The organism is Pseudomonas sp. 09C 129, from assembly GCF_002843625.1.
GTDB classification, from domain to species: Bacteria; Pseudomonadota; Gammaproteobacteria; order Pseudomonadales; family Pseudomonadaceae; genus Aquipseudomonas; species Aquipseudomonas chlororaphis.
In genome coordinates, this window is sequence record NZ_CP025261.1 from 4,224,802 (window position 1) to 4,249,231 (window position 24,430).

Below are 24,430 nucleotides of genomic sequence, written 5' to 3' on the forward strand. Positions count from 1 at the left end.
TAAAACCGTGAAAACAACACCGCCTGATTGAACCAACGCGTTACCTGTTGCGACAAAAACAACAAGCTCAGGAGCACCCTTATGCAAACGCTGAAACTCGCCACCCGCCGCTGGTGGTACATCATGCCCATCGTGTTCATCACCTACAGCCTGGCGTACCTGGACCGCGCCAACTACGGGTTCGCCGCCGCCTCCGGGATGGCCGCCGACCTGATGATCACCCCGGGCCTGTCGTCCCTGCTCGGCGCCTTGTTCTTCCTCGGTTACTTTTTCTTCCAGGTACCGGGGGCGATCTACGCGCAAAAACACAGCGTCAAGAAGCTGATCTTCGTCAGCCTGATCCTCTGGGGCGGCCTGGCCACCCTCACCGGCGTGGTGTCCAACGCCTATTGGCTGATCGCCATCCGCTTCATGCTCGGGGTGGTCGAAGCCGCGGTGATGCCGGCGATGCTGGTCTACCTGTGCCATTGGTTCACCCGGGCCGAACGCTCGCGGGCCAACACCTTCCTGATCCTCGGCAACCCGGTGACCATGCTCTGGATGTCGGTGGTCTCGGGGTACCTGGTGGAGCATTTCAGCTGGCGCTGGATGTTCATCATCGAAGGCTTGCCGGCGGTGCTCTGGGCCTTTATCTGGTGGCGCCTGGCCGATGACCGCCCAAGCGCGGCGAAGTGGCTCAGCGACCAGGAAAAACACGACCTGGAAAGCGCCCTGGCCGCCGAGCAGGTGGGCATCAAGGCGGTGAAGAACTACGCCGAAGCCTTCCGCTCGCCCAAGGTGATCATCCTCGCCCTGCAGTTCTTCTGCTGGAGCATCGGCGTCTACGGCTTCGTGCTGTGGCTGCCGTCGATCCTCAAGCACGGCGCGCAAATGGACATGGTCGAGGCCGGCTGGCTGTCGGCGCTGCCTTACCTGGCGGCGGTGATCGCCATGCTCGGGGTGTCCTGGGGCTCGGACCGGATCCAGAAGCGCAAGCGTTTCGTCTGGCCGCCGCTGCTGATCGCCTCCTTCGCCTTCTACGGCTCCTACCTGCTGGGCGCCGAGCACTTCTGGTGGTCCTACAGCCTGCTGGTGATCGCTGGCGCCTGCATGTACGCGCCTTACGGACCGTTCTTCGCCATCGTCCCGGAGATCCTCCCGGCCAACGTCGCCGGCGGCGCCATGGCGCTGATCAACAGCATGGGCGCCCTGGGCTCGTTCGGCGGCTCCTACCTGGTGGGCTACCTGAACAGCGCCACCGGCTCGCCCGGCGCCTCCTACCTGCTGATGAGCGGCGCGCTGCTGCTGTCGGTGCTGCTGACCCTCTTTCTCAACCCGGGCGCCAGCGACCGCAGCCGCACCGCGCTGCCGGTACGTCGCCGCCTGGCGCATTCCTGAATCGAACAAGGTGAACCCCATGAAAAAACAGGTCGTGCTGTACAAGAAACTCTCGCCGCCGCTGATGGCCCGCCTGCACGAGCAGGCCCAGGTGACCCTGATCGAAGACCTCAGCGCCCAGGGCCTGGCCAAACTGCGCGGCGCCCTGCCCGCCGCCCAGGGCCTGCTCGGCGCCAGCCTGCGCCTGGACGCCGAGCTGCTGGACCTGGCGCCACGCCTGGAAGCGGTGGCCAGCGTCTCAGTGGGCGTCGACAACTACGACATCGACTACCTGACCCGCCGCGACATCCTGCTCAGCAACACCCCGGATGTGCTCACCGAAACCACCGCCGACACCGGTTTCGCCCTGATCCTGGCCAGCGCCCGGCGCGTGGTGGAGCTGGCCAACCTGGTGCGCGCCGGCCAGTGGAACCGCAATATCGGCCCGCTGCATTTCGGCAGCGACGTGCACGGCAAGACCCTGGGCATCATCGGCATGGGGCGGATCGGCGAAGCCCTGGCCCAGCGCGGTCATTTCGGCTTCGGCATGCCGGTGATCTACCACAGCAACAGCCCGAAACCGGCGGTGGAACAGCGTTTCGGCGCCCGCTACTGCAGCCTGCCGGAACTGCTGCAACAGGCCGACTTCATCTGCCTGACCCTGCCGCTGACGGACCAGACCCTGGGCCTGATCGGCCGCGAAGAGTTCGCCCTGATGCGCCCCGAGAGCATCTTCATCAATATTTCCCGGGGCAAGGTGGTGGACGAACAGGCGCTGATCGAAGCCTTGCAGCAACGGCGGATTCGCGCGGCCGGGCTGGATGTGTTCGAGCGCGAACCCCTGGGCCACGACTCGCCGCTGTTGCAGCTGAACAATGTGGTGGCCACCCCGCACATCGGCTCGGCGACCTTCGAGACCCGCGAGGCCATGGCCCGCTGCGCGGTCGACAACCTGCTGGCGGCCCTGGCCGGCCAGCGCCCGGCCAACCTGGTCAACCCCCAGGCCTGGGAGCGCCGCAAGGCCGCGGTGTGACGCTGTAGCTACCCGACCGTCCGATCCACCCTGTAGCCGCTGCCGCAGGCTGCGATAGGTCCGCAGGACCTCGGCGTCCTGAAGATCGCCACGACCGTTCCGGTCGATCGCAGCCTACGGCAGCGGCTACAGGGGCAGCGGCGTTTCGACGATCGCCACGACCGTTCTTCCGGTCGATCGCAGCCTGCGGCAGCGGCTACAGGCTCAGCGGCGTTTTGAGGTTCGGCCTTCGAGCAGGTCCTGGGTGCAACGCACGATCCGCTGGCAGGCGTCCGCCAGACGCTGTTGATCCACCACCAGGCCGATACGGATATGCCCCGCCGCGCTGGGGCCGAAGGCCTCGCCGGCGAGCACCGAGACGCCGTGCCCTTCCAGCAGCAGCTCGGCGAATTGCTGGGCGCCCAGGCCGGTTTCCCGCACATCGACCATGACGAACATGCCGCCATCGGGCTTGACCGGTTTCAACCCCGGGCATTGGCTCAGCTGCGCGCACACCAGGTCGCGGCGCTGGCGATATTCCTCGCGCATCTGTTCCAGTTCCGGCAGGTCGGCGTCCAGTGCCACCACCGCGGCGTTCTGCACGAAATCCGGCAGCCCGTACAACATGCACAGCGCCAGATGGCTCAGGTGCCCGGCCAGAGCCTGGGGCGCCACCACCCAGCCGACCCGCCAGCCGGTCATGGCATGGGACTTGGACAGACTGTTGATGGTCGCCGTGCGTTCGGCCATGCCCGGCAGGCTGCCGGGGCTGATGTGCTCGCCGTCGAACAGCAGGTCGCTGTAGACCTCGTCGGAAATCAGCCACAGGTCGTGTTCGACGCACAGGCGCGCCAGGGCCTGCCAGGTTTCCCGGGACAGGCTGGCGCCGGAGGGGTTGTTCGGGCTGTTGAGCATCAGCGCGCGGGTCTTCGGCGTGATACGCGCGGCGACCACGGAGGGCTCGACACGAAAACCGTTCTCCGGGCGCACCGGAATCGGCAACACCTTGGCCCCGCAGGCACCGAACACCCCTTCGTAGGTGACGTACATCGGCTCGGCCACCAGCACCTCGTCGCCGGGGTCGAGCAGGCACTGGGCCACGGAGAACACCGCGCATTGCGCCCCCGGCAACACCACCACATGCTCGGCGCCCACCGCCTGGCCGCTGCGGGTGGCATGGCGGTGGGCGATGCGGGTGCGCAGCGAACGATTGCCGCGCACCTCCGAATAGTGGGTGTCGCCCGCCAGCAGGCTATCGATGGCGGCCTGGACGATCGGCCGCGGGGTGTCGAAATCCGGGTCGCCGATGGTCAGCAGCAGCACATCGACGCCCTCCTCGCGCAGCTCCAGGGCGCGGTAGTGAATCTGCCAGGCCGCGGCACCTTCGCCGGCGATCCGTTGGGTCAGGGCTGAATAGCGCATCTCGCTCTCCTTGGGCACGCATTCCAACAACCCTAACTCAAATCACAAAGCGCGCCACCATCGCATTCAAATCCACCGCCAGGCGCGACAGCTCATGGCTGGCGGCGCTGGTCTGGTTGGCCCCGGCGGCCGACTGGGTGGCCAGGTCGCGGATATTCACCAGGTTGCGATCGACCTCGCGGGACACCTGGGCCTGCTCTTCGGAGGCGCTGGCAATCACCAGGTTGCGCTCGTTGATCAGGTTGATCGATTCGGCGATCTGCTCCAGGGCCACGCCGGCGGCGCGGGCCATTTCCAGGGTGCTCTGGGTGCGCTGGTTGCTTTGCTGCATCGACTGCACCGCCTCGCCCGTGCCGTTCTGGATGCCGGCGACCATCTTTTCGATTTCCTGGGTCGATTGCGCGGTGCGATGAGCCAGGGCCCGCACCTCGTCGGCCACCACCGCGAACCCGCGCCCGGCCTCGCCGGCGCGGGCCGCCTCGATGGCTGCGTTGAGGGCCAGCAGGTTGGTCTGCTCGGCGATGGCGCGGATCACGTCGAGCACCTTGCCGATGTCGCGGCCCTGGGTGGCCAGGCCTTCGATCATCAGCGAAGTGCTCTGCACGTCGTGGGTCATGGTCTGGATCGCGTCGACGGTTTCCACCACCCGATCGCGGCCTTCGCGGGCGGCCTGGGTCGACTGGTGCGAGGCTTCGGAAGTCGACACCGCGTTGCGCGCCACCTCTTCCACGGCGGCGGTCATTTCATTGACCGCAGTGGCCGCCTGTTCGATTTCGTTGTTCTGCTGCTGCAAGCCACGGGAGGCTTCCTCGGTGACCGCGCTGAGTTCTTCCGAGGCCGAGGCCAGCTGGGTGGCCGAGCCGGAGATTTGCTCGATGGTCTTGCGCAGGTTGCCCTGCATCTCGTTCAGCGCCACCAGCAGGCGGGCCGGCTCGTCCTTGCCGTCGACCTCGATGGCCTTGGTCAGGTTGCCCGCGGCGATGGTCTGCGCGGCCAGCAGCGCGCGGTTCAACGGGGTGACGATGCTGCGGGTCAGCAGCAGGGCCAGCACCACCGTGAGCAGGGCCGCGACCACCGCCACGGCGATGATGCCGGTGATGGCGCCGTGGTAATGCTCACCGGCCAGGTCAGACGCCTGGGTGGCCCCGGCCTTGTTGATCGCCACCAGTTTGTTCAGCTGTTCGCCCATCTGGTCGGTGCCGTCCTTGATCCGCGTATTGATCAGGGTGCGCAGCTCCTCGAGCTTGTTCTGTCGCGACAGCTCCAGCATGTCGTTCTGCGCTTGCAGGTACTTTTCCAGGGTGGCCGCGAAGGTCTTGTACAGGGCCACTTCCTCTTCCCCCGCCGGCAAGGCGGCGTAGCTGGCCTGGGCCTGCTTGAGCTTGTCCACCAGCACGCCAATGCGCGTCTGCGCTTCCTGCAGGCCGGCCGGCTCGCGGTTGACCAGTACCCGGAACGAGAGAATCCGCAGGCGCAGCACGTTTTCGGTGACGTTGCCGAGGAACCCTACGCTGGGCAGCTGGTTGCTTTCCATTTCCAGGGAGGCCTGTCGGATGATCGACATGCGGTTGACGGCAAACACACCCAGCGCGATGACCAGCAACGCGATGAACGCAAAACCGAGGAAAGCTCGAGGCGCGATATTCATATTACGTAGGGACATAGGATGACTCTCGGGATATTGAGGACTGCGAGCATCCATGCACTGAACCCTGTCGCCAGCGGCGGCTGGCGGCCTGACAGGTGGGCGCCACTGTTGTAGTTGGTCTGTGGGCCTAATAGCGATATCGGCCGGGCTTTAGGTTTTTTGCAGGCCCCGGAGAAAATATTTTTCGTCGCCGCGAAAGTGTTTCAACGATGAAACGGACGGCCTGCCGGATCGGTTCCGCGTCCATGACCTGCTCCATGACCAGCCCCATGAAAAGTGCAATTCATTCGCCGGAAAAGCCATTCAGTCGCCGCCCCGTCCTGCCCATCATGGGGCCCAGCTCATAAAGACAACCGATAACAACAATGACTGGAGTGGATGATGAAACCCGAAGACTTCCGTGCCGAGACCAACCGCCCGCTGACCGGCGCCGAATACCTGGCCAGCCTGCGCGATGATCGCGAAATCTACATTTATGGCGACCGGGTCAAGGATGTGACCCGCCACCCGGCGTTCCGCAACTCCGCCGCCTCCATGGCGCGCCTCTATGACGCCCTGCACGACCCCGAGACCAAGGACAAGCTGTGCTGGGCCACCGACACCGGCAACGGCGGCTACACCCACAAGTTCTTCCGCTCGGCGAAAAGCGCCGACGACCTGCGCCAGCAGCGCGACGCCATCGCCGAGTGGTCGCGCCTGACCTACGGCTGGATGGGCCGCAGCCCGGACTACAAGGCCGCCTTCGGCAGCGCCCTGGGGGCCAACCCGGAGTTCTACGGCAAGTTCGCGGACAACGCCCGCACCTGGTACAAGCGCATCCAGGAAGCCTGCCTGTACCTCAACCACGCCATCGTCAACCCGCCGATCGACCGCGACAAACCGGTGGACCAGGTCAAGGACGTGTTCATCTCGGTGGACGAGGAAGTCGAAGGCGGGATCATCGTCAGCGGCGCCAAGGTGGTGGCCACCAACTCGGCCCTGACCCACTACAACTTCGTCGGCCAGGGTTCGGCGCAGCTGTTGGGGGACAACACCGACTTCGCCCTGATGTTCATCGCGCCGATGAACACCCGCGGCATGAAGCTGATCTGCCGCCCGTCCTATGAACTGCAGGCCGGCATGACCGGTTCGCCGTTCGACTACCCGCTGTCCAGCCGCTTCGACGAGAACGACGCGATCCTGATCATGGACAAGGTGTTCATCCCCTGGGAAAACGTGCTGATCTACCGCGACTTCGAACGCTGCCGGCAGTGGTTCCCACAAGGCGGTTTCGGCCGGCTGTTCCCGATGCAGGGCTGCACCCGGCTGGCGGTCAAGCTCGACTTCATCACCGGGCTGCTGGTCAAGGCCTTGCAGTGCACCGGTTCCCTGGAGTTTCGCGGGGTGCAGGCGCAGGTTGGCGAGGTGGTGGCCTGGCGCAACCTGTTCTGGTCGCTGACCGACGCCATGCACGGCAACGCCAGCGAATGGCTCAATGGCGCCTTCCTGCCCAGCGCCCAGGCCTTGCAGGCCTACCGGGTCCTGGCGCCCCAGGCCTACACCGACATCAAGAAGATCATCGAGCAGGTGGTGGCCAGCGGCCTGATCTACCTGCCGTCCGGCTCCCGCGACCTCAAGGACCCGATGCTCAACCAGTACCTGAGCACCTATTGCCGGGGTTCGGCGGGCATGGGCCACGAGGAGCGGATCAAGATCCTCAAGCTGCTGTGGGACGCCATCGGCACCGAGTTCGGCGGCCGCCACGAGCTGTACGAAATCAACTACGCCGGCAGCCAGGACGAAATCCGCATGCAGTGCCTGCGCCATGCCCAGGCCACCGGCTCGATGAAAGCCATGACCGATCTGGTGGACCAATGCCTGGGCGACTACGACCTCGACGGCTGGACGGTGCCGCACCTGACCAATCCGGACGACATCAACATGCTCGACCGCATCCGCCAGTAAGCGCCGTCCGACCTGAATGACCCGCGGGGCGCCCCCCGATTGCCGGCGCCCGCGGGTTCACCCGAGGAATCTGTCATGACTCAACTCGATCCCAAGCAACAGGCTTTTCGCGATGCCATGGCGCACATGACCGCGGCGGTCAACGTCATCACCAGCAACGGCCCGGCCGGACGCTGCGGCATCACCGCCACCGCGGTCTGCTCGGTCACCGACAGTCCGCCCAGCCTGATGGTCTGCGTCAACCGCAACAGCGCCCTGAACCCGGTGTTCAAGCGCAACGGCCAGCTCTGCGTCAACGTGCTCTGCGGTGAACACGAAGAGGTCGCCCGGCACTTCGCCGGCATGACCGGAGTGGAGATGGAGCAGCGCTTCAGCCTGCACCCCTGGCGCGACGGCCAGGGCGCCCTGCCGGTGCTCGACGGCGCCCTGGCCAGCCTGCAGGGACGCATCACCGAGGTGCAGGAAGTCGGCACCCATTCGGTGATGCTGGTGCAGCTGGATGAAATCTGCGTGCGCGAACACGGCGACTCGCTGGTGTATTTCAGCCGTGGTTTCCATCGTTTGCAGCGGGCCGTCCAGGCGGCGTGATCTACAGCTCTTCTGATCTTCTGTAGGAGCGGCCGGTCGACGCTCGATTGCTCGCGATAAATCTACAACGATAACGCGCGTTGTCAGGTCCATCGCCGCTGCGCGGCTATCGCGGGCAAGCCTCGCTCCTACAGAAGCCAATATCTCCGCCAGGCCTCCCCTTCATCCTGCATCTGTAGGATAGCGATCCCCCGCCAACCCGACGATACTCGTGCCCAGGCCCTGCCCACGTCCCTGGACGTTCCGGTCCCTACTGACTCCGTGACGAAAACAATAAGAACGTCGCACAGAGGAACACCCGATGAGCCGTCATGATCATGCTCACGCCAGCCTGCTGGAAGCCTTCAGCTCGCTGACCCTGGAGTTGCAGCGCCTGGCGCAGCACAAGGACATCGAACATTTCCATGGCCATGCGCTGAACCGCATCGGCCAGTTGCTGCCCTTCGACAGCGCCTGGTGGGGCCGCGCCGCGTTGATCGACGGCCTGCCGGAAGAACACAGCTCCTACCTCCATCACTTGCCCCCCAGCTACCTGCCGGACTGGCAGTCGATCAAGCACGTCGACGTCACCGTCGGCCGGGTCCATGCCCACCCGGGCCGGGCGGTGATCGTCGACATGCGCGACCCGGCCAACGGCCCCGGCCTGAACTGGCTGGGCACGACCTATGGCATCGGCGAGCTGCTGTGCGTGGTGTACATCGACCCGCAGACCCACCTCAGCGACCACCTGGCGCTGTACCGCGCGCCCGGCGCCAAACGCTTCGACGCCGACGACTGCCTGCTGCTGAACAACCTGATGCTGCACCTGGTGGCCGCGGTGTCGGCCAACCAGATCCGCACCCTGGTGGCCATGCGCGAAACCCTCACCAGCCCGCGCAACCTGGCGCTGGCGGTGTGCGACCAGCGCGGCACCCTGCACTGCGCCGAACGCGGCTTCGTCGACCTGCTGCTCGGCGAGTGGCCGGACTGGAGCGGCCCCTGCCTGCCCGTGCCCATGGTCGATGGCGGTTACGAAGGCCGGCACCTGCAGTTCGAGGCCTCGCCGGTGGGCGACCTGTTCCTGCTCGCCGCCCGCGGCCGCACGCTGCTGACCCAGCTGAGCCCACGGGAAAACGACGTGGCCCTGGGCTTCGGCGAAGGCAAGACCTACAAGGAAATCGCCCGCGAGCTGGGCCTGTCGCCGAACACCGTGCGCCATCACATCCGCGCCATCTACAACAAGCTCGGGGTCAAGGACAAGACCCGCATCGCCCATCTGCTGCACGCCCCACCCGACTGACGTTTACCTCCCTCGCTGACTGACTTTCGCGCTGTCGTTTTGACGGCCACGGGCCGCTGTTGCCCTTTTTCCAGCCACTGCCGCGTACCGGCGAGCACTTCGCCGCACAACAACTCAAAGAAGAGACGTTACGCCCATGACCAGAACGCTTGCGCACCACACCGCCCTGGCCTTCACCGGCGCCCTGCTGAGCCTGAACGCCAGCGCCGCCGACCTCAACGCCCGTGACTTCTTCGGCGCGCCCTCGGGCACCAGCCTGGGCGTGCTGTACCTGCCGGCGACCCGCGCCGACGACTTCCACGGTCCTGCCGACAGCACCGGCAAGGCCGAGCTGAAGGTCAACGCCCTGGCCTATCGCCAGGTATTTTTCACCGACATCTGCGGCACCCTGTGCACCCCGCAATTCATCGTGCCTTTCGCCGATATCGACGCGCGCCTGCCCGGCGCCAATCGCCACACCGGGGAAAGCGGCTTCGGCGACCCGCAGGTCGGCGGCACCCTGTTTTTCATCAACGACCCGGCCAGCCGAACCTACAGCGGCCTGCTGACCCTGATCACCCTGCCGGTGGGCGAATACCACGGCGACAACCCGGATGTCTCGCCGGGCGCCAACCGCTGGGGCGCGACCTTCGTTTACAACTACACCCAGGGCGTCGGCGAGAAGTGGGTGCTGGAAGCCAACCTCGAAGCCCAGCTCTACGCCAAGAACGACGATTACTTCGGCAGCGACCTGAAGCAGGACCCGCTGTACCGCCTGCAAGCCTTCGCCTCCTATGACTTCACCAGCAGTACCTATGGCGCCCTGCGGCTGATCCACGCCGACGGTGGCGAGCTGCGGATCAACGACCAGCGCATCGACGACACCCACAAGCGCTACACCCAGGTCGGCTTCGAGGTCGGCCACTGGCTGGACCAGCAGAACCAGCTGATGTTCGGCCTCTCGCAAAACGTCGCCACCCGTAACGGCTACCACGGCACCGACGCCTTGCTGCGCCTGGTCCACGTGTTCTGAAGCGTTTTTCCGGAGCTACCCACCATGACGACCCCCATGATCGACAAGAGCCAGGCGCTCACCGGCGAGCAGCCGCACACAGCCTCATCCCTGGCTTTGCTGGCGGCCATCGTGCTGTTCGCCGCCATCACCCCGACCATCCTCATGACCGCCCCGGCGGTGGCCGCGCAACTGGCCAGCCAATGGCAACTGAGCCCGTCGCAGATCGGCGACCTGTTCTCCACTGAACTGGGGGCCATGAGCCTGGCCACCCTGCCCGCCTTCTGGTGGCTCAAGCGCGTCGACTGGCGCCGCGCGGCGCTGCTGGCCGGGGCGCTGTTCATAGTCGCCAACCTGCTGTCGATCTGGGCCCAGGGTTATGGCGCGCTGCTGGCCCTGCGTTTCTGCAGTGCCCTGGCCGGCGGTTCGCTGATGATCATCTGCCTGTCCAGCGCCGCCTCCACCGCCAACCCCAGCCGGACCTACGGCCTGTGGGTCATGGGCCAACTGGTGGTCGGGGCAATCGGCCTGAGCATTCTGCCGCGGTTGTTCGAGCATTACGGCCTGGCGGCCTGCTACCTGCTGCTGGCGCTGCTGATGAGCCTGTGCCTGCCCCTGGCGCGCTACTTTCCCCAGGGCGCGCCGCCCCCGGAAAAAACCGCGGGGCAGGCAGCCGCCGCACCGAAGTGGAAGGCCCTGTGCGGCATTCTCGGCATCCTCGGCTTCTATATCAGCCTCAGCGGGGTCTGGACCTTTATCGGTTCGATCAGTGCCAAGGCCGGCATCTCCGCGCAAGCCAGCGGCGAGCTGCTGGCCGTCGCCACGGTCATGGGCATCGTCGGCGCCGGCTGCGCCTCGCTGATCGGCAATCGCCTGCCGCGCCTGCTGTTGCTGCTGTTCGGCTACAGCCTGATGGCCGGCTCGGTGCTGTTGCTGCTGGGCGCGCCGCCCCTGGCGCGCTTCGCCCTCGCCGCCCTGGTCTTCAAGTTCACCTGGACTTTCATCCTGCCGCTGATCCTCGCCTGCCTGGCCGACCTCGACCGCTCCGGCAAGCTGATGAACGCCTCCAACCTGGTGATCGGCGGCGGCCTGGCCATCGGCCCCGCGCTGGCCGGGCGGTTGATCGAAAGCACCGGTGGCTTCCAGCCCCTGCTGATCGGCGGGGCCGGCCTGACCCTGCTGTCGCTGGCGCTGATCCTCGGCTGCCGGCGCAATCCCTGAATCCCCTGAACCCCTGTAGCCGCTGCCGAAGGCTGCGATAGGTCCGAAGGACCTCTGGCGCCCGGGAGATCCCAGCGACCGTTCCGGTCGATCGCAGCCTGCGGCAGCGGCTACAGATTCCCTCATAGATGGAGATGCCCATGACCCGTAAAACCGCGTTTTTCTTCGATGAACTCAGCCTCTGGCACAGCGCCGGGCTGCATGCGCTGACGCTGCCGGTGGGCGGCTGGGTGCAACCGCCCGCCGCGGCCGGGCACGCCGAATCGCCGGAAACCAAGCGCCGCCTGAAAAGCCTGCTGGACGTCTCCGGCCTGACCCGCCAACTGCAGGTGCGCAGCGCCACGGCCGCCACTGAGGAGGACCTGCTGCGGGTGCACAGCGCCGAGTACCTGCAACGCTTCAAGGCCCTGAGCGAGGCCGGTGGCGGCGAACTCGGCCCGCAAGCGCCGATCGGCCCGGGCAGCTACGAAATCGCCCGGCTCTCCGCCGGCCTGGCCATCGCCGCGGTGGACGCGGTGCTCGGCGGCGAAGCCGACAACGCCTACTCGCTGTCGCGTCCGCCGGGGCACCATTGCCTGGCCGACGGCGCCATGGGCTTCTGCTTCCTGGCCAATATCGCCATCGCCATCGAGGCGGCCAAGGCCAGGCGCGGCCTGGGCAAGGTCGCGGTGATCGACTGGGACGTGCACCACGGCAACGGCACCCAGTCGATCTTCGAGGAGCGCGGCGACGTGCTGACCCTTTCCCTGCACCAGGACGGCTGCTTCCCGCCCGGCTACAGCGGCGAACAGGACCGCGGCCGCGGCGCCGGGCTGGGGGCCAACATCAATATCCCGCTGCTGCCCGGCAGCGGCCACGATGCATACCTGCATGCCCTGCAACGCATCGTGATCCCGGCCCTGGAGCGCTTCGAGCCGGAGCTGATCATCGTTGCCTGCGGCTACGACGCCAACGCGGTCGACCCGCTGGCGCGGATGCTGCTGCACAGCGACTCGTTCCGCGCCATGACCCGCCAGGTGCGCGAAGCCGCCGAGCGCCTGTGCCAGGGCCGCCTGGTGCTGGTGCATGAGGGCGGTTATTCCGAAGCCTATGTGCCCTTCTGCGGGCTGGCGACGGTCGAGGAGCTGGCCGGCGTCAGGACCGCGGTGACCGACCCGATGCTGGAGTTCGTGCAGCTGCAACAGCCCAATCCCCGGTTCCAGGCCTTTCAACGCCAACTGATCGATGATCTGGCGCAAACCTTCTTCAACGACTGACCCGTACCTCAACCACCTTGTAGCCGCTGCCGAAGGCTGCGATCGACCGGAACAGGCGTAGCGATCTCCCGACCGCAGGAGGTCCTTCGGACCTATCGCAGCCTGCGGCAGCGGCTACAGGGTTTTGCGGACTTCGCTTGGGGTCTGGCCGTAATGGGTCTTGAACGCCCGGGCGAAATGGGCCTGGCTGGTGAAGCCGTGGCGGTAGGCGATTTCGCCGATATCCAGGCCGGCTCCCCGTGGGCTGCTCAGCAGGTCATGGGCCTGTTGCAGGCGTTTTTCCAGGATAAAGCGGCTGGGCTGGCTGTCTTCCAGGGCGAACAGGCGGCTCAGGTGCCGTGGGGAAATGCCGGTCTGCGCGGCCACCCGCTCGCAACTCAGGCCAGGATCGGCCAGCTGTTCGCTGATGCACTGCTTGGCCGCCAGCAGATAGGACGCGCTCAGGGCATTGATCCGCCGCCCTCCCGCCTGCCCGGCGATCAGGCTGGCCAACAGCTCCAGCGCCTGGTTCTGATAACTCTCGGCGTCCTCGCTCAGCGGCTGCTGGAAAAAGCCTCCGGTGCGCTCGCCCAGAGTGCGCAGCAACAGGCGCTGCACGCCGCTTTGCCCGCCGATCTTCAGCGGACGGTCGAAACGCTTGAGGCAGCGCTCGGCGAACAGTGCCTGGGGAATGTCGTAAATGAACTGGCGCATCGGCCCGGAGAACCCGAACAGATAGGGTTTGTCGGTGCGGTAGACGATCAGCTCGCCCGGTTCGAGCAACTGGCAGGCGCCATCCTGATAGAAGAACGAGCCGCTGCCGGTGACGAAGGACACGAACACCGACTCCTTGGGCACCGCGCGGATCATCGAGTTGTCACGCTCGACCACGTGCTCGTTGCCCTCGATCCGCGCCAGGCGCATGCCCTCCAGCTGCAGGTTGTCCTGGCTGGCGGCAAAACCGCTTTCACAAAAGGAAGTGCATTTGAGGCCGACCAGGGTGGAGGCGTTGTAGTCCTCCCAGAAGGCCAGCCGCTGATCCAGGGCGATGCTCTGGGTGCAGGCATGCCGGGTTTCGAGCAAGGCGCATGGAGACATTTTTATTCTTCTCATGGCTAGGAAGCATTCCCGGTCGGCAAGGCAGTGACCGGATTCCGAGGCCGCGACAGGTGGCGCTCGCGGCGATTCATTAACATATGAAGCTTATGCCCTGTCAACGTGAAACGCAGTGGGCACAAGTCGATTGCCAGGGTAAACGGCGTCCCTGAAGCCTGTAGGAAAAGTCTCGTCCGATCCAGTCAACAATCCCGTCCGATTGGATAAAACCCCGCCCGCGCGCCGCGCCTAAAGTCGCCTCGACTCCCACAACGAATAGAGGCCGACCATGCCCGAAGCCGCCCGCCGTGAATTCTGGAAAGACTTGCAACCGATCGCCAATTGCTTCAAGCCGGACGCCAAGCCCGAGGTCTACCTGGCCAATGCCGCCAGCGACGACCTGAAGCTGTATGTGCCCTTCACCGAAACCGTGTCCTCGCGGCCGCTGTGGATCTCGCCGAGCGAGAACCGCTGGTGCGACATCCTCATGGCCAGCAGCGCTGGCCTGGTGAACCGGCATTACCACCCCCACGAGGTGTTCGCCTACACCCTGTCCGGCAAGTGGGGCTACCTGGAGCACGACTGGACCGCCACCGCCGGCGACTTCGTCTACGAGACCCCGGGCGAAGGCCACACCCTGGTGGCCTACGAGCACGAGCAACCGATGCGCGCGTTTTTCATCGTCAAGGGCCCGCTGATCTGGCTCGACGAACAGGGCGAGCCGGACGGTTACTTCGACGTGCACTCCTACATCGCCCTGTGCCGCGCGCACTACGAAAAGATCGGCCTCGGCGCGGCCTATATCGACACGCTGTTTCGCTGAAGTCTCGACTTCACCTGTCCCTCCCGCGGAGAACGACCATGGCTTACAACAACAATAAAGCCGGTTACGAGAACATCCTGCTGGGCGTGCTGTTCCTGACGTTCGGCTTCGTCTTTTTCGATCGCCTGGCCCTGTCCTTCCTGTTCCCCTTCATGGCCGACGAGCTGCAACTGAGCAACAGCCACCTGGGCATGCTGTCGTCGATCCTGGCCCTGGCCTGGGCGGTGTCCGGCGCGCTGGTCGGGGCCTGGTCGGACCGCCGTGGCAAGCGCAAGCCGCTGCTGATCGTCGCGGTGATCCTGTTTTCCCTGTGCTCGGCGCTGTCGGGGCTGGTCACCGGTTTTCTCAGCCTGCTGCTGTTCCGCGGCATCATGGGCCTGGCCGAAGGGCCGATCCTGCCGCTCTCGCAATCGCTGATGGTGGAGGCCTCCTCGCCCCATCGCCGGGGCCTGAACATGGGCCTGCTGCAAGGCTCGGCGGCCGGGCTGCTGGGCGCGGTGATCGGCCCGCCGGTGCTGATCGCCCTGGCCGAGGCCTACGGCTGGCGCCATGCCTTTATCGTCTCGCTGATCCCCGGATTGCTGATCGCCCTGCTGATCTGGCGCTATGTGCGCAACGACGCGCCGCCGGCACCGATCACGGACAACGCTCCTGCTGCTCCGGTCAACCGCCTGGCCCTGCTGAAAAGCCGCAACATCGTGCTCTGCACCCTGATCAGCTGCGTGTTCCTCACCTGGTTCGTGATCCTCATCTCCTTCACCCCGACCTTCCTGGTCAAGGTCCGTGGCTACAGCCCGGCGAGCATGGGCACGGTGATGAGTTGCCTGGGCGGCGCCTGGGTGCTGTGGGGCTTCGGCGTGGCGGCGATTTCCGACCGTTTCGGCCGTCGCCCGACCCTGGTGCTGTTCTCGCTGATCGCCGCCTGCTGCCCGATCGCCCTGCTCTACGCCAACGGCCCGCTGCTGATGGGCGTGCTGATGCTGCTGACCTACACGGGCCTGGGCTGCTTCACCCTGTTCATGGCGACCATCCCGGCGGAAACCGTGCCCCGCGAGGTCATGGCCACCGCCCTGGGCATGATCATGGGCATCGGCGAGCTGGTGGGCGGTTTTGTCTCGCCGACCATCGCCGGCTTTGCCGCCGACCGTTTCGGCCTGTCCATCGTCATGTGGATCTCCTGCGGCGGCGCCCTGCTGGCGGCGCTGCTGGCGCTGTTCCTCAAGGAAACCGCGCCGGCGGTCCTGGCGCGCGGCCGCCGCGCCGAACCTTCCCCCTCTCCTGTCCTGCAAGGAAACCAGCCATGAAAGCATTGCGTTGGCATGCCGCCCGCGACCTGCGCCTGAGCGATCTGCAACTGCCACAGCCCGGCCCGGGCGAGGTACTGGTCCAGGTGGCCTACTGCGGCATCTGCGGCAGTGACCTGCACGAATACGCCGACGGCCCGCACTCGATTCCGCAACAGGTGCCCCACCCGCTGTCCGGTTGCCGCGCGCCGCTGACCCTCGGCCACGAGTTCTGCGGCCAGGTCCTGGCGGTGGGCGCGGGCGTCGACCGGGTCCGGGTCGGCAGCCGAGTGGCGGTGGAGCCGGAGTACCGCTGCGGCGATTGCCAGTACTGCCACGCCGGCCAGTACAACCTCTGCCAGTCCATGGGGTTTATCGGCCTGATGGGCGACGGCGGTTTCGCCGAACAGGTGCTGGTGCCGGCCTACATGCTGCACCCGCTGCCGGATTCGGTGAGTTTCAAGCAGGCCGCGGTGCTGGAGCCGGCGGCGGTGGCCTTTCACGCGCTGAACCAGAGCAGCCTGCTGGCCGGTGACAGCTGCGTGGTGTTCGGCCTCGGTCCTATAGGCCTGCTCTTGATCCTGCTGGCGCGCCTGCGCGGCGTGGAGCGGATCTTTGCTGTGGACATCAGCCCGGAACGACGGCGACTGGCCCGCGATTTCGGCGCCCAGGAAGTGCTCGATGGCCACGCCGCCGACCTGTCGCAACGCCTGCACGAACTGAGCGGTGGTGGCGTCGACACGGCCTTCGAGGCCGCCGGCAGCCAGCAGACCCTGAGCCTGGCCCTGCACTCGCTGCGCAAGGGCGGCGAGGTGGTGCTGGTGGGCCTGATGGGCGAGGTCAGCGTCGATGCCTTCCACCTGGTCAACCACGAGCTGCGCCTGCTCGGCAGCGTGGGCTATCGCAACGCCTACCCGCCGCTGATCGAGCTGCTGGCCAGCGGCCGCCTGGACCTGACCCGCGCCGTGACCCGCTGCGTGACCCTGGACCAAGCCGTGGAGCATGGCTTCGAAGCGCTGCTGCGGGACAAGAGCCAGATCAAGGTGCTGGTCAATCCCAACCCCGAACTGGCCAAGGCATGACCTGTAGCCGCTGCCGCAGGCTGCGATCGAGGACGCAGTCCTCGCCAGCGCAATCGGCAGCCTCCTGGTAACCCGTTGGCGAACGCTGCGCGTCCGATCGCAGCCTTCGGCAGCGGCTACTCACAAAAACAACAAGAAACGAGTATCGACCATGAAAAGCACTCCCCTGCTGTGCCCGCTGCTGGCGGCGGTCCTGTTCACCCATTTGTGCCAGGCCGAGACACCGGCACCCGGCCGCGAAGGCCCCCTGACCGGGCTCGGCGAGCAACTGGCCGGCTACGGCATCCGACCCCATGCGCAGTTCTGGAGCCTGTCGATGAAGAATCTCGACACCGGTCCGCGGGAACACAGCTTCGGCAACAGCGGCGACCTGTTCGTCGGCGCCGACTTCGACCTCGATACCCTCGCCGGCCTTACAGGCGCGGCCGTTCATTTCGAGGAAACCTTCTTCATCCTCGACACCGCCACCGGCCAGCCGACCTCGCGCAACTGGCAAGGCGCCGCCGGCAGCTACTTCGCCGGCGCGCCAATCCACAACGACATCACCAGCAACCAGCTGAGCCTGCTGACCTACCAGCAGACCTGGCTCGACGGCCAAGTCGACATGAGCCTGGGGCGCACCAACGCGCGGCGCTACTTCTATATCTACAACTGCGAAACCGTGGTCACCTGCAACGACCCGATCATCGATTCGTCCACCGGCATCCTGCCACCGCCCTACGGCAGCTGGGGCGGCTACCTGAAGTACCAGGCGACGCCGGGGTTCTATGTGCATGCCGGTGCCTTCGAATCGAACCCGGTGGACTACCTGAAAAAACGCAAGGGCCTGGACTTCAGCACCGACGACGCCAGCGGCACCAGCCTGCTGCTGGGCATCGGCAGCAAGCACGACGGCGCCTACAGCGCCCACTATGAACTCAATGGCTACTACAACACCGCCAAGCAGCACGACCCGCTGACCGGCGCCAGCGAGCACGGCACCGGTGGCGCCTTCTTCAAGTTCCAGCAAGGCTTCTGGCGGGCCGACGGCGGCCAGGGCACCGCGCCCCAGGCGCTGCTGGCGTTCGGTTCGCTGTCCCTGGCGGCCGACGACAAGCAGCCCTTCAGCCATTTCGCCGAGATCGGCCTGACTTACCTGGCGCCCTTCGACCGCGTCCAGGACAAGCTCAACCTCAAGGCCAGCTATCTGCGTCTCAACGACCACCAACTGCGCTTCCAGCAACAGGCGCGGATCGCCAACGACGGCGACCCCAGCCTGGGCGAACGCAACGTGTACGCCATCGAGGCCAACGGCCACTTCGCCCTGACCCGGCACCTGGCGCTCGAACCCAGCGTGCAGTACCTGATCAACCCGGACAACTTCTACAACCCCGAGGCCCGCGAGCTCAGCGGCAACGGTTTTGTCGTCGGCCTGCAAGTCATGTACGACGTCGGCGCGGCGCTGGGGCTGTAAACCTGCTTTTCACTGCCAACGAGGTATCTCCCATGACTGACTCCGCCCCGCGTTCGTTCGACTACATCGTGGTCGGGGCCGGCTCGGCCGGTTGCGTGCTGGCCAACCGGCTGTCCGCCGACCCGCAGCTCAGCGTCTGCCTGATCGAAGCCGGCCCCAGCGACCGCAGCCTGTTGCCCGGCGCCTATGTGCGCACCCCGGCGGGCATCATCCGCCTGATCGCCAACCCGAAGTGGAACTGGATGCACCAGTTCAGCGCCCAGGCCGCCAGCGGCGAGCGCCCGATCCCCTGCCCCCGCGGCCGGCTATGGGGCGGCTCCAGCGCGATCAACGGCATGATCTATATCCGCGGCCACCGCAGCGACTACGATCGCTGGGCCGCGGCCGGTAACCAGGGCTGGAGCTACGACGAACTGCTGCCGTACTTCCTGCGCTCGGAGCATTTCGAGCCCGGCGCCTCGCCCTGGCATGGCCAGGGCGGCGAACTCAACGTCGCCGCGCAACGCAGCCCGAGCCCGGTCAATGAGGTGTTCTATCAGGCCGCCGAGGAACTGGGCTGGCGCTACAACCCGGACTTCAACGGCGATGAGCAGGAAGGCTACGGCCCCTTCCACGTCACCCAGATCAACGGCGAGCGTTGCAGCGCCGCGCGGGCCTTCCTGTACCCGGCGCTGTCGCGGCCCAACCTCAGCGTACTGAGCTCGACCCTGACCCACCGCGTGTTGCTGGAGGGCAATCGCGCCTGCGGCGTCGAGGTCAGCCAGGATGGCGCGGTGTTCCGGCTGCAGGCCCGGCGCGAAGTGATCCTCAGCGCCGGGGCGATCAACTCGCCGCAACTGTTGTTGCTCTCCGGCATCGGCCCGGCCGAGGAACTGGCGCGCCATGGCATCGCCCAGCGCCATGAACTGCCGGGAGTCGGCCACAACCTGCAGGACCATCAGGACGTGGTGCTGATGTACCGCTGCGACAGCGAGCTGACCTACGGCGTGTCGGCCAAAGGCCTGCTGCCCCTGGCCCGTTCGCCCTGGCAGTACCTGAGCCGGCGCAGCGGCCCGCTGACCTCCAATACCGTGGAGTCCGGCGGTTTCCTGCGCCTGCATCCCGAGGACGCCGCCCCGGAGCTGGGCCTGATCGTCGCCCCGGCGCTGAAAAACCAGCCCCAGCGCCTGGTGCCGCTGGGCCATGGGGTCAGCCTGCACATCGCGGTGATGCACCCGCACAGCCGTGGCCAGGTCCGGCTCAACTCCGCCGATCCCCATGACAAGCCGATCATCGACAGTCACTTCCTCAGCCACCCGGAAGACCTGCGCAAGCTGGTGGCGGGCGTGCGCCTGGTGCGCCAGCTGGCGGCGAGCCAGGCCTTCTCCCGGCACCTCAAGGGCGAGCTGGTGCCCGGCCCGCAGGTGGAAAGCCAGGCGCAGATCGAGCAGTGGATTCGCGACAACCTGGGCACCGTGTTCCACCCGGTCGGCACCTGCAAGATGGGCCATGACGCCCAGGCGGTGGTCGACGACCAGTTGCGGGTCCACGGCGTGCAGGGCCTGCGGGTGGCCGACGCGTCGATCATGCCGAGCCTGACCACCGGCAACACCAACGCGGCGGCGATCATGATCGGCGAAAAGGCCGCGGACCTGCTGCTGGGTAAAGCACCACCGACGATGGAAAGCCCTGTTCGCCTGGAAGAGCCGGCATCCACCCTGGCGATTGGCTGAAAAGCCCCCTACGGGTTTCGTGTTCGCGCGCCGAATCCGCAGCCGCTGCCGCGGCTGCGATCGAGGTGGGCGGCATTCCGACGAAGTCCTCGCAAACCTGGGCCCGCGGTTTACCAGGAAGAACGGGGCGTCCGGTTTACGGCCGTTGGCCGATCGCAGCCTCGCAGGCTCGGCAGCGGCTACGGAGCGTCCTTGTCGACAGCGATTCGGCATCGCACCGGCAGGTGCTAGCCCACGGGTCGGCGGCTATCTGGATTTTGATGCCGTTCAAACATATAGTTGTATTGCACAACTACCAAGGAGCCACGCCATGTCCTCCCCTTCGCCGCTGGTGGATCAGATCCGCAATGAATCGCGCAAACTGGTGCGCGAGCTGGGCTTTATGGGCGCCACCCTGGCCGGTTCCGATCTGCCGCCCTCTGCGGTGCATGCGCTGATCGAACTCGACCTGCACGCCCCGCTCACCGCCGCCCAGCTGGGCAAGACCCTGAACCTGGAGAAGTCCTCGGTCAGCCGCCTGCTGGGCAAGCTCATCGAGCGCGGCGATATCCAAGAAAGCCCCAGCCCCACCGATGCCCGGGAAAAGCACCTGGGCCTGACCGCCAGCGGGCGCAAACAGGTCGCCGCGCTCCATGCCTTTGGCAGCGCCCAGGTGCAACAGGCGCTGCGCCTGCTGGCACCCCGCGAGCAAAGCCAGGTGGTCGCCGGACTGCGCCGTTATGGCCAGGCGCTGCAGGCCTGCCGCCTGGGCCATGCGCAGATCGCCGCGGCCATCCCGAGCGTGCTCCGTGGCTATCGGCCGGGCATGATCGGCCGCATCACCGAACTGCATGCGCATTACTACTCACGCCTGGTGGGTTTCGGGCAGTTCTTTGAACAGCGCGTCGCGGCGGGCCTGGCGGAGTTCAGCGAGCGCCTGGACAACCCCGATAACGGCGTCTGGCTGGCGGTGCTGGACGAGCAGATCGTCGGCTCGATCGCCATCGACCTCGGCGACACCGCGGATCGCCCTCAGGCCGACAGAGTCGCCCATCTGCGCTGGTTTATCCTCGACGAGGCGGCCCGCGGCACCGGCACCGGCCGCCTGCTGCTCAAGGCGGCGCTGGAGCATTGCGACCGGGTGCGGGCAACCTCCTGCTATCTGTGGACCTTCAGCGGCCTGGACGCCGCCCGGCACCTGTACGAAGCCTTCGGCTTCCAGCTGGTGGAGGAACAGCCGGCGGCGCAATGGGGCAAGACCGTGCTGGAACAGAAGTTCGCGCGCCGCCATCCCGGCCTGGCCTGAAACGCCTCAGCGGTTGGCCGGCGGCGCGATGTTCCACAGCCGCGGCCAGTCTTCGGAGGACAAGCCATTGCAGGTCGGCATCTGCCGGTAATCGCTGAGCTGGAAGCTTTCGCCGTCGAACAGCCAGTGTCCGGTTTCACCACAGTCGCCGATGCCGCGCGCCAGATAGAAGGTGGTCAGCACCCCGGTCTTGGGGTCGTAGTGGGCGCCGCCCGAGCCGTCCGCGTTGTTCATGGGCAAGGCCTGTCGGCGCAACTCCTCGAGCTGCGGCGGGTTGCCGCGCGACCAGCTGCTGATCAGGTAGTCGCAGTTGTAGGCCGCGCAGTCGCTCAGCACCACCGTCAACGCCCGCTGCGCGGTCAGCGGATAGACCTCGACCTGGGGCTCGGCCACAAAGTCTTCATCGTCGTTGGGCGTGCCTGGCGCGGCGAATTTCACCGCGGCCGCCGAGATCCGCGTGCGTTGCGCCGCCGTCAGTTCCGGTGCCCCCGGATAAGCCCGCAGCTGAGCCGGCAGCGGCCGCGCCGGCACCTCGCTGGCCGGACGCTGACCTGGCCGCCACAACGCCGTCACGCCATCGACCCGGCCCTGTACCGAGTCCATCAACAGCAGCGCCGCCGATAATCCGGACAACGGCACCCGGGCTTCGTCGTTCCCCTCCAGCTTCAGTTCCTCGGCATTGCGCAGGCGTTCCAGCCACTGACGGGCCCGGGCCGGGTCGGCGATTTCATAGCGGGTAACCTGGATCTGCGCGCCTTTCTTCTCCGGCAACAGCACCAGGGCGTCCAGCAGCTGTGGCTCCAACGGCTGGCCGTCGAGGCGCAAGGCCGTCAGCTCGGCGGGTTCGCCGCGCTGGTCCAGGCGTATCTCCAGCGGGCCGTCGGGGCCGGCGCGACGCTGGATGTGCAGGGTCAGGCTGCTGTACTGCACACCGTGCTCGCCGTTGGGCGCGCTCAGGGCGTGGCAACTGCGCAGGTTGTCGCAGCCGGTGATCCATTCCTTGGTCTGGCGCAGCAACGGCACCTTTTCCGCGGCGTCCTGCGCCATCGCCTGGGCGGCGCTGGCGGTCAGCAAAAGAACCATCAGGGTGCGCTGCAACATGGGACTTTCCTTGTCGGGCAAAAGCGCCGATTGTCCCACGCAGCGCGCTGGCGCTCCCAGCTTTTTTGCCCTCAGGGCGAGGGTTTCGCCGCGCCCTGGCGCGCCCGGTATTCCCCGGGCGTCATCTTCGCGTAGCGCTGGAAGAACCGGCTGAAATACGCCGGGTCCTTGAACCCCAGCTGGTAGCAGATTTCGTTCACCGAACTGGCGGTGAACAGCAGCAGGCGCTTGGACTCCTGCATCAGGCGCTCGTACACCAGGCGTTTCGACGGCAGGTCGGCGATACGCCGGCAGACATCGTTGAGGCGCGCCTCGGTGACGCCGATCTGCCCGGCATAGCGCGACAGCGGCCAATGCTCCAGGTAGCGGGCTTCGATCAGTTCGTTGAAGCGATGGAAGATCTGCAGGTCTTCATGCCGCGCCGGGCGGGCCTTGAGGGAATTGGCCGAAAGCCTGAGCAGGCTGATCAGGATCAACCGGGTCAGGGCCTCCAGCGCCGGCGCATGCCCGGCGCCCTGCCCGGCGACTTCCTCCTGCAACTCATCGAACAGCAGCGCCAGGCGCCGAGCCTCGCCGGCGAACCCCGGGTCCAGGCGCGCCAGGGCCACGCAGGCCGGCGCCACCTGGGGGCCGCTGGCGAGGCGGCTGTCGGCTTCGATCAGCTCCCACACCAACTGCTGGCGCACGGTGAGCACGTGGCCTTCGCTGTCGGCCTCGGTGACGAAGGAATGGGCAATGGTCGGCGGCGTGAGGAAAAACATCGGCCCCGATTCCAGGTATTGCTGGTCGTCGAGGTAGACCCGCACCGCGCCGCTTTTCACGTAGTGCACCTGGAAAAACCGGTCGTGACGGTGCACCGGCATGTTGCGGCCGAAGAACCCGGCCAGATTGCTCAGCTTGTCGTAATGCACCTGCGAGTCGGCGTAACGCTGGTCGTAGACCTGGCCGATGTTGATGTTGGGGATCGGCTGGCGATCGCTCATGGTGGTATGTCTCTTTTTTTGCTCGCGGCGCTTTTTATTTTCGCCCGCGACGCTTTTATTTTTTACCCACGGCAAGCGCCCACATCCTGCGTGATTCGCGGCCTGTTCACCAGCACGCGGCGGACAGTTCGAGGTCTGCTCCTGGCCGGTGCTTGACGATCGTTAACATATTAAATATAACGTTAACACATTAACGAAATCACCTCGTCTTCCGCGATGCTCAGGAGAAAACCACAATGAGCCGTGCACTGCATGAAGTCGCCACCGGCACCCTGTTCGGCGTCGCGCTGAACTACCAGGGCCTGTTGCGCAGCCACCTGGAATCCTTCACCCAGCCGCCCTACCAGAAGCCACCGGTCAAGCCGGTGCTGTTCATCAAGACCCCCAACACCCGCAATGTCCATGGCGGCGCCGTGATCTATCCGCAAGGTGTCGAGCGCCTGCAACCGGGCCCGGCGCTGGGCGTGGTGATCGGCAAGAGCACCAGCCGGGTCAGCGTGGAAAACGCCCTGCAGCATGTGGCCGGCTACACCATCGTCAACGAATTCAGCCTGCCGGAAGACAGCTACTACCGCCCCGCCGTCAAGGCCAAGTGCCGCGACGGTTTCTGCGCCTTCGGCCCGGAACTGGTGCCCGCGGCCCAGGTGCGCGATCCCCATGACCTGGAACTGAAACTGTGGGTCAACGGTGAACTGCTGCAACGCAACAGCACCGCCAACCTGGTGCGCGGTATTCCCCAGCTGATCGCCGACATCAGCGAGTTCATGACCCTGCACGAGGGCGACGTGCTGATCACCGGCACCCCCGAAGGCCGGGTCGACGTCAAGCCCGGCGACCGCATCGAAGTGGAGATCAGCGGCCTGGGCCGTCTCGCCAATCACGTTGTCGCTGAAGAAATAGCCGCCGAATAAGGAGCC

Annotated in this window: 20 protein-coding genes and 1 pseudogene; 15 read left to right on the plus strand and 6 right to left on the minus strand. The window is 66.2% G+C overall.

Annotated elements, in window-relative coordinates; translation table 11 throughout:
• The first annotated feature begins 81 nt into the window (after nt 1-81).
• Both CXQ81_RS18965 and CXQ81_RS18970 read left to right on the plus strand, forming a co-directional pair.
• Complete coding sequence (locus CXQ81_RS18965) at nt 82-1,377, plus strand: MFS transporter (protein ID WP_101338178.1); 1,296 nt, start codon at nt 82-84, stop codon at nt 1,375-1,377.
• A gap of 19 nt (nt 1,378-1,396) precedes the next feature.
• Nucleotides 1,397-2,389, plus strand: coding sequence for a D-glycerate dehydrogenase (locus CXQ81_RS18970; RefSeq protein ID WP_101338179.1), 993 nt, complete (start codon nt 1,397-1,399; stop codon nt 2,387-2,389).
• A gap of 204 nt (nt 2,390-2,593) precedes the next feature.
• Here the strand turns inward: CXQ81_RS18970 and CXQ81_RS18975 are convergent, their stop codons facing one another.
• From CXQ81_RS18975 to CXQ81_RS31780, 3 genes and pseudogenes are all read right to left on the minus strand, one after another.
• The gene (locus tag CXQ81_RS18975) at nt 2,594-3,790 is read right to left on the minus strand and encodes a pyridoxal phosphate-dependent aminotransferase (RefSeq protein ID WP_101338180.1); all 1,197 of its coding nucleotides are present in this window, start codon (nt 3,788-3,790) and stop codon (nt 2,594-2,596) included.
• Nucleotides 3,791-3,827: 37 nt separating this feature from the next.
• Entirely contained in the window at nt 3,828-4,691 is an 864-nt protein-coding gene (locus CXQ81_RS31775) for a methyl-accepting chemotaxis protein (RefSeq protein WP_371860907.1), read from the minus strand.
• Nucleotides 4,686-5,492, minus strand: a pseudogene (locus tag CXQ81_RS31780) (MCP four helix bundle domain-containing protein); the annotation flags it as partial. The gene CXQ81_RS31775 and the pseudogene CXQ81_RS31780, both read right to left, overlap by 6 nt.
• A 327-nt stretch (nt 5,493-5,819) precedes the next feature.
• On the opposite strand from CXQ81_RS31780, the gene hpaB reads away from it, so the two are divergent.
• From hpaB to CXQ81_RS19010, 6 genes are all read left to right on the plus strand, one after another.
• Complete coding sequence (gene hpaB / locus CXQ81_RS18985; RefSeq protein ID WP_007930908.1) at nt 5,820-7,382, plus strand: 4-hydroxyphenylacetate 3-monooxygenase, oxygenase component; 1,563 nt, start codon at nt 5,820-5,822, stop codon at nt 7,380-7,382.
• Between the two features lie 75 nt (nt 7,383-7,457).
• Complete coding sequence (gene hpaC, locus CXQ81_RS18990) at nt 7,458-7,970, plus strand: 4-hydroxyphenylacetate 3-monooxygenase, reductase component (RefSeq protein WP_007930913.1); 513 nt, start codon at nt 7,458-7,460, stop codon at nt 7,968-7,970.
• 301 nt (nt 7,971-8,271) lie between these two features.
• Nucleotides 8,272-9,249 (plus strand): helix-turn-helix transcriptional regulator, encoded by a 978-nt coding sequence (locus CXQ81_RS18995; protein ID WP_101338182.1) that lies wholly within the window; start codon nt 8,272-8,274, stop codon nt 9,247-9,249.
• 136 nt (nt 9,250-9,385) lie between these two features.
• Nucleotides 9,386-10,261 carry a transporter gene (locus CXQ81_RS19000; RefSeq protein ID WP_101338183.1) on the plus strand — a complete coding sequence of 292 codons (876 nt, stop codon included), beginning with the start codon at nt 9,386-9,388 and terminating at the stop codon, nt 10,259-10,261.
• A 36-nt stretch (nt 10,262-10,297) separates the two neighbouring features.
• Entirely contained in the window at nt 10,298-11,461 is a 1,164-nt protein-coding gene (locus CXQ81_RS19005; protein ID WP_101338184.1) for an MFS transporter, read from the plus strand.
• A 140-nt stretch (nt 11,462-11,601) separates the two neighbouring features.
• Entirely contained in the window at nt 11,602-12,717 is a 1,116-nt protein-coding gene (locus CXQ81_RS19010; protein ID WP_101338185.1) for a class II histone deacetylase, read from the plus strand.
• A gap of 114 nt (nt 12,718-12,831) precedes the next feature.
• On the opposite strand, the gene CXQ81_RS19015 is transcribed toward CXQ81_RS19010, so the two are convergent.
• On the minus strand, nt 12,832-13,794 hold the full coding sequence (locus tag CXQ81_RS19015) for a helix-turn-helix domain-containing protein (RefSeq protein ID WP_101338186.1): 963 nt from the start codon (nt 13,792-13,794) through the stop codon (nt 12,832-12,834).
• Between the two features lie 286 nt (nt 13,795-14,080).
• Between CXQ81_RS19015 and CXQ81_RS19020 the strand changes: the two genes are divergently transcribed.
• The 6 genes from CXQ81_RS19020 to CXQ81_RS19045 all read left to right on the plus strand — a co-directional run bounded on the left by CXQ81_RS19020 (nt 14,081) and on the right by CXQ81_RS19045 (nt 21,429).
• Nucleotides 14,081-14,614, plus strand: a complete 534-nt coding sequence (locus CXQ81_RS19020; RefSeq protein ID WP_087090604.1) for a 2,4'-dihydroxyacetophenone dioxygenase family protein — start codon at nt 14,081-14,083, stop codon at nt 14,612-14,614.
• Nucleotides 14,615-14,652: 38 nt separating this feature from the next.
• Complete coding sequence (locus tag CXQ81_RS19025) at nt 14,653-15,918, plus strand: MFS transporter (protein WP_101338187.1); 1,266 nt, start codon at nt 14,653-14,655, stop codon at nt 15,916-15,918.
• Nucleotides 15,915-16,979, plus strand: a complete 1,065-nt coding sequence (locus tag CXQ81_RS19030) for a 2,3-butanediol dehydrogenase (RefSeq protein WP_101338188.1) — start codon at nt 15,915-15,917, stop codon at nt 16,977-16,979. The genes CXQ81_RS19025 and CXQ81_RS19030 overlap by 4 nt, the downstream gene beginning before the upstream one ends.
• Before the next feature lie 151 nt (nt 16,980-17,130).
• The gene (locus tag CXQ81_RS19035) at nt 17,131-18,432 is read left to right on the plus strand and encodes a carbohydrate porin (RefSeq protein ID WP_101338189.1); all 1,302 of its coding nucleotides are present in this window, start codon (nt 17,131-17,133) and stop codon (nt 18,430-18,432) included.
• Between the two features lie 32 nt (nt 18,433-18,464).
• Entirely contained in the window at nt 18,465-20,144 is a 1,680-nt protein-coding gene (locus tag CXQ81_RS19040) for a GMC family oxidoreductase (RefSeq protein ID WP_101338190.1), read from the plus strand.
• Nucleotides 20,145-20,454: 310 nt separating this feature from the next.
• Nucleotides 20,455-21,429: a helix-turn-helix domain-containing GNAT family N-acetyltransferase gene (locus tag CXQ81_RS19045; protein ID WP_101338191.1), complete on the plus strand. Its 975-nt coding sequence runs from the start codon at nt 20,455-20,457 to the stop codon at nt 21,427-21,429.
• Between the two features lie 6 nt (nt 21,430-21,435).
• Here the strand turns inward: CXQ81_RS19045 and CXQ81_RS19050 are convergent, their stop codons facing one another.
• Together CXQ81_RS19050 and hpaA are read right to left on the minus strand one after the other, a co-directional pair.
• A complete protein-coding gene (locus tag CXQ81_RS19050; protein WP_101338192.1) occupies nt 21,436-22,530 on the minus strand; it encodes a DUF1176 domain-containing protein in 1,095 nt (364 codons plus the stop codon).
• A 71-nt stretch (nt 22,531-22,601) separates the two neighbouring features.
• Nucleotides 22,602-23,513, minus strand: a complete 912-nt coding sequence (gene hpaA, locus CXQ81_RS19055; RefSeq protein WP_101338193.1) for a 4-hydroxyphenylacetate catabolism regulatory protein HpaA — start codon at nt 23,511-23,513, stop codon at nt 22,602-22,604.
• Nucleotides 23,514-23,749: 236 nt separating this feature from the next.
• On the opposite strand from hpaA, the gene CXQ81_RS19060 reads away from it, so the two are divergent.
• Complete coding sequence (locus CXQ81_RS19060) at nt 23,750-24,424, plus strand: fumarylacetoacetate hydrolase family protein (RefSeq protein WP_101338194.1); 675 nt, start codon at nt 23,750-23,752, stop codon at nt 24,422-24,424.
• Nucleotides 24,425-24,430: the final 6 nt, after the last annotated feature.

What these genes read in the sequence shown, in the direction of transcription:
- CXQ81_RS19010 (WP_101338185.1), top strand. Translation starts at nt 11,602, where the DNA reads ATGACCCGTAAAACCGCGTTTTTCTTCGATGAACTCAGCCTCTGGCAC.
- CXQ81_RS19030 (WP_101338188.1), top strand. Translation starts at nt 15,915, where the DNA reads ATGAAAGCATTGCGTTGGCATGCCGCCCGCGACCTGCGCCTGAGCGAT.
- CXQ81_RS18995 (WP_101338182.1), top strand. Translation starts at nt 8,272, where the DNA reads ATGAGCCGTCATGATCATGCTCACGCCAGCCTGCTGGAAGCCTTCAGC.
- hpaC (WP_007930913.1), top strand. Translation starts at nt 7,458, where the DNA reads ATGACTCAACTCGATCCCAAGCAACAGGCTTTTCGCGATGCCATGGCG.
- CXQ81_RS18975 (WP_101338180.1), bottom strand. Translation starts at nt 3,790, where the DNA reads ATGCGCTATTCAGCCCTGACCCAACGGATCGCCGGCGAAGGTGCCGCG.
- hpaA (WP_101338193.1), bottom strand. Translation starts at nt 23,513, where the DNA reads ATGAGCGATCGCCAGCCGATCCCCAACATCAACATCGGCCAGGTCTAC.
- CXQ81_RS19040 (WP_101338190.1), top strand. Translation starts at nt 18,465, where the DNA reads ATGACTGACTCCGCCCCGCGTTCGTTCGACTACATCGTGGTCGGGGCC.
- CXQ81_RS19060 (WP_101338194.1), top strand. Translation starts at nt 23,750, where the DNA reads ATGAGCCGTGCACTGCATGAAGTCGCCACCGGCACCCTGTTCGGCGTC.
- CXQ81_RS19050 (WP_101338192.1), bottom strand. Translation starts at nt 22,530, where the DNA reads ATGTTGCAGCGCACCCTGATGGTTCTTTTGCTGACCGCCAGCGCCGCC.
- CXQ81_RS18970 (WP_101338179.1), top strand. Translation starts at nt 1,397, where the DNA reads ATGAAAAAACAGGTCGTGCTGTACAAGAAACTCTCGCCGCCGCTGATG.
- CXQ81_RS31775 (WP_371860907.1), bottom strand. Translation starts at nt 4,691, where the DNA reads ATGCAGGGCAACCTGCGCAAGACCATCGAGCAAATCTCCGGCTCGGCC.
- CXQ81_RS19000 (WP_101338183.1), top strand. Translation starts at nt 9,386, where the DNA reads ATGACCAGAACGCTTGCGCACCACACCGCCCTGGCCTTCACCGGCGCC.
- CXQ81_RS19015 (WP_101338186.1), bottom strand. Translation starts at nt 13,794, where the DNA reads ATGTCTCCATGCGCCTTGCTCGAAACCCGGCATGCCTGCACCCAGAGC.
- CXQ81_RS18965 (WP_101338178.1), top strand. Translation starts at nt 82, where the DNA reads ATGCAAACGCTGAAACTCGCCACCCGCCGCTGGTGGTACATCATGCCC.
- hpaB (WP_007930908.1), top strand. Translation starts at nt 5,820, where the DNA reads ATGAAACCCGAAGACTTCCGTGCCGAGACCAACCGCCCGCTGACCGGC.
- CXQ81_RS19025 (WP_101338187.1), top strand. Translation starts at nt 14,653, where the DNA reads ATGGCTTACAACAACAATAAAGCCGGTTACGAGAACATCCTGCTGGGC.
- CXQ81_RS19020 (WP_087090604.1), top strand. Translation starts at nt 14,081, where the DNA reads ATGCCCGAAGCCGCCCGCCGTGAATTCTGGAAAGACTTGCAACCGATC.
- CXQ81_RS19035 (WP_101338189.1), top strand. Translation starts at nt 17,131, where the DNA reads ATGAAAAGCACTCCCCTGCTGTGCCCGCTGCTGGCGGCGGTCCTGTTC.
- CXQ81_RS19005 (WP_101338184.1), top strand. Translation starts at nt 10,298, where the DNA reads ATGATCGACAAGAGCCAGGCGCTCACCGGCGAGCAGCCGCACACAGCC.
- CXQ81_RS19045 (WP_101338191.1), top strand. Translation starts at nt 20,455, where the DNA reads ATGTCCTCCCCTTCGCCGCTGGTGGATCAGATCCGCAATGAATCGCGC.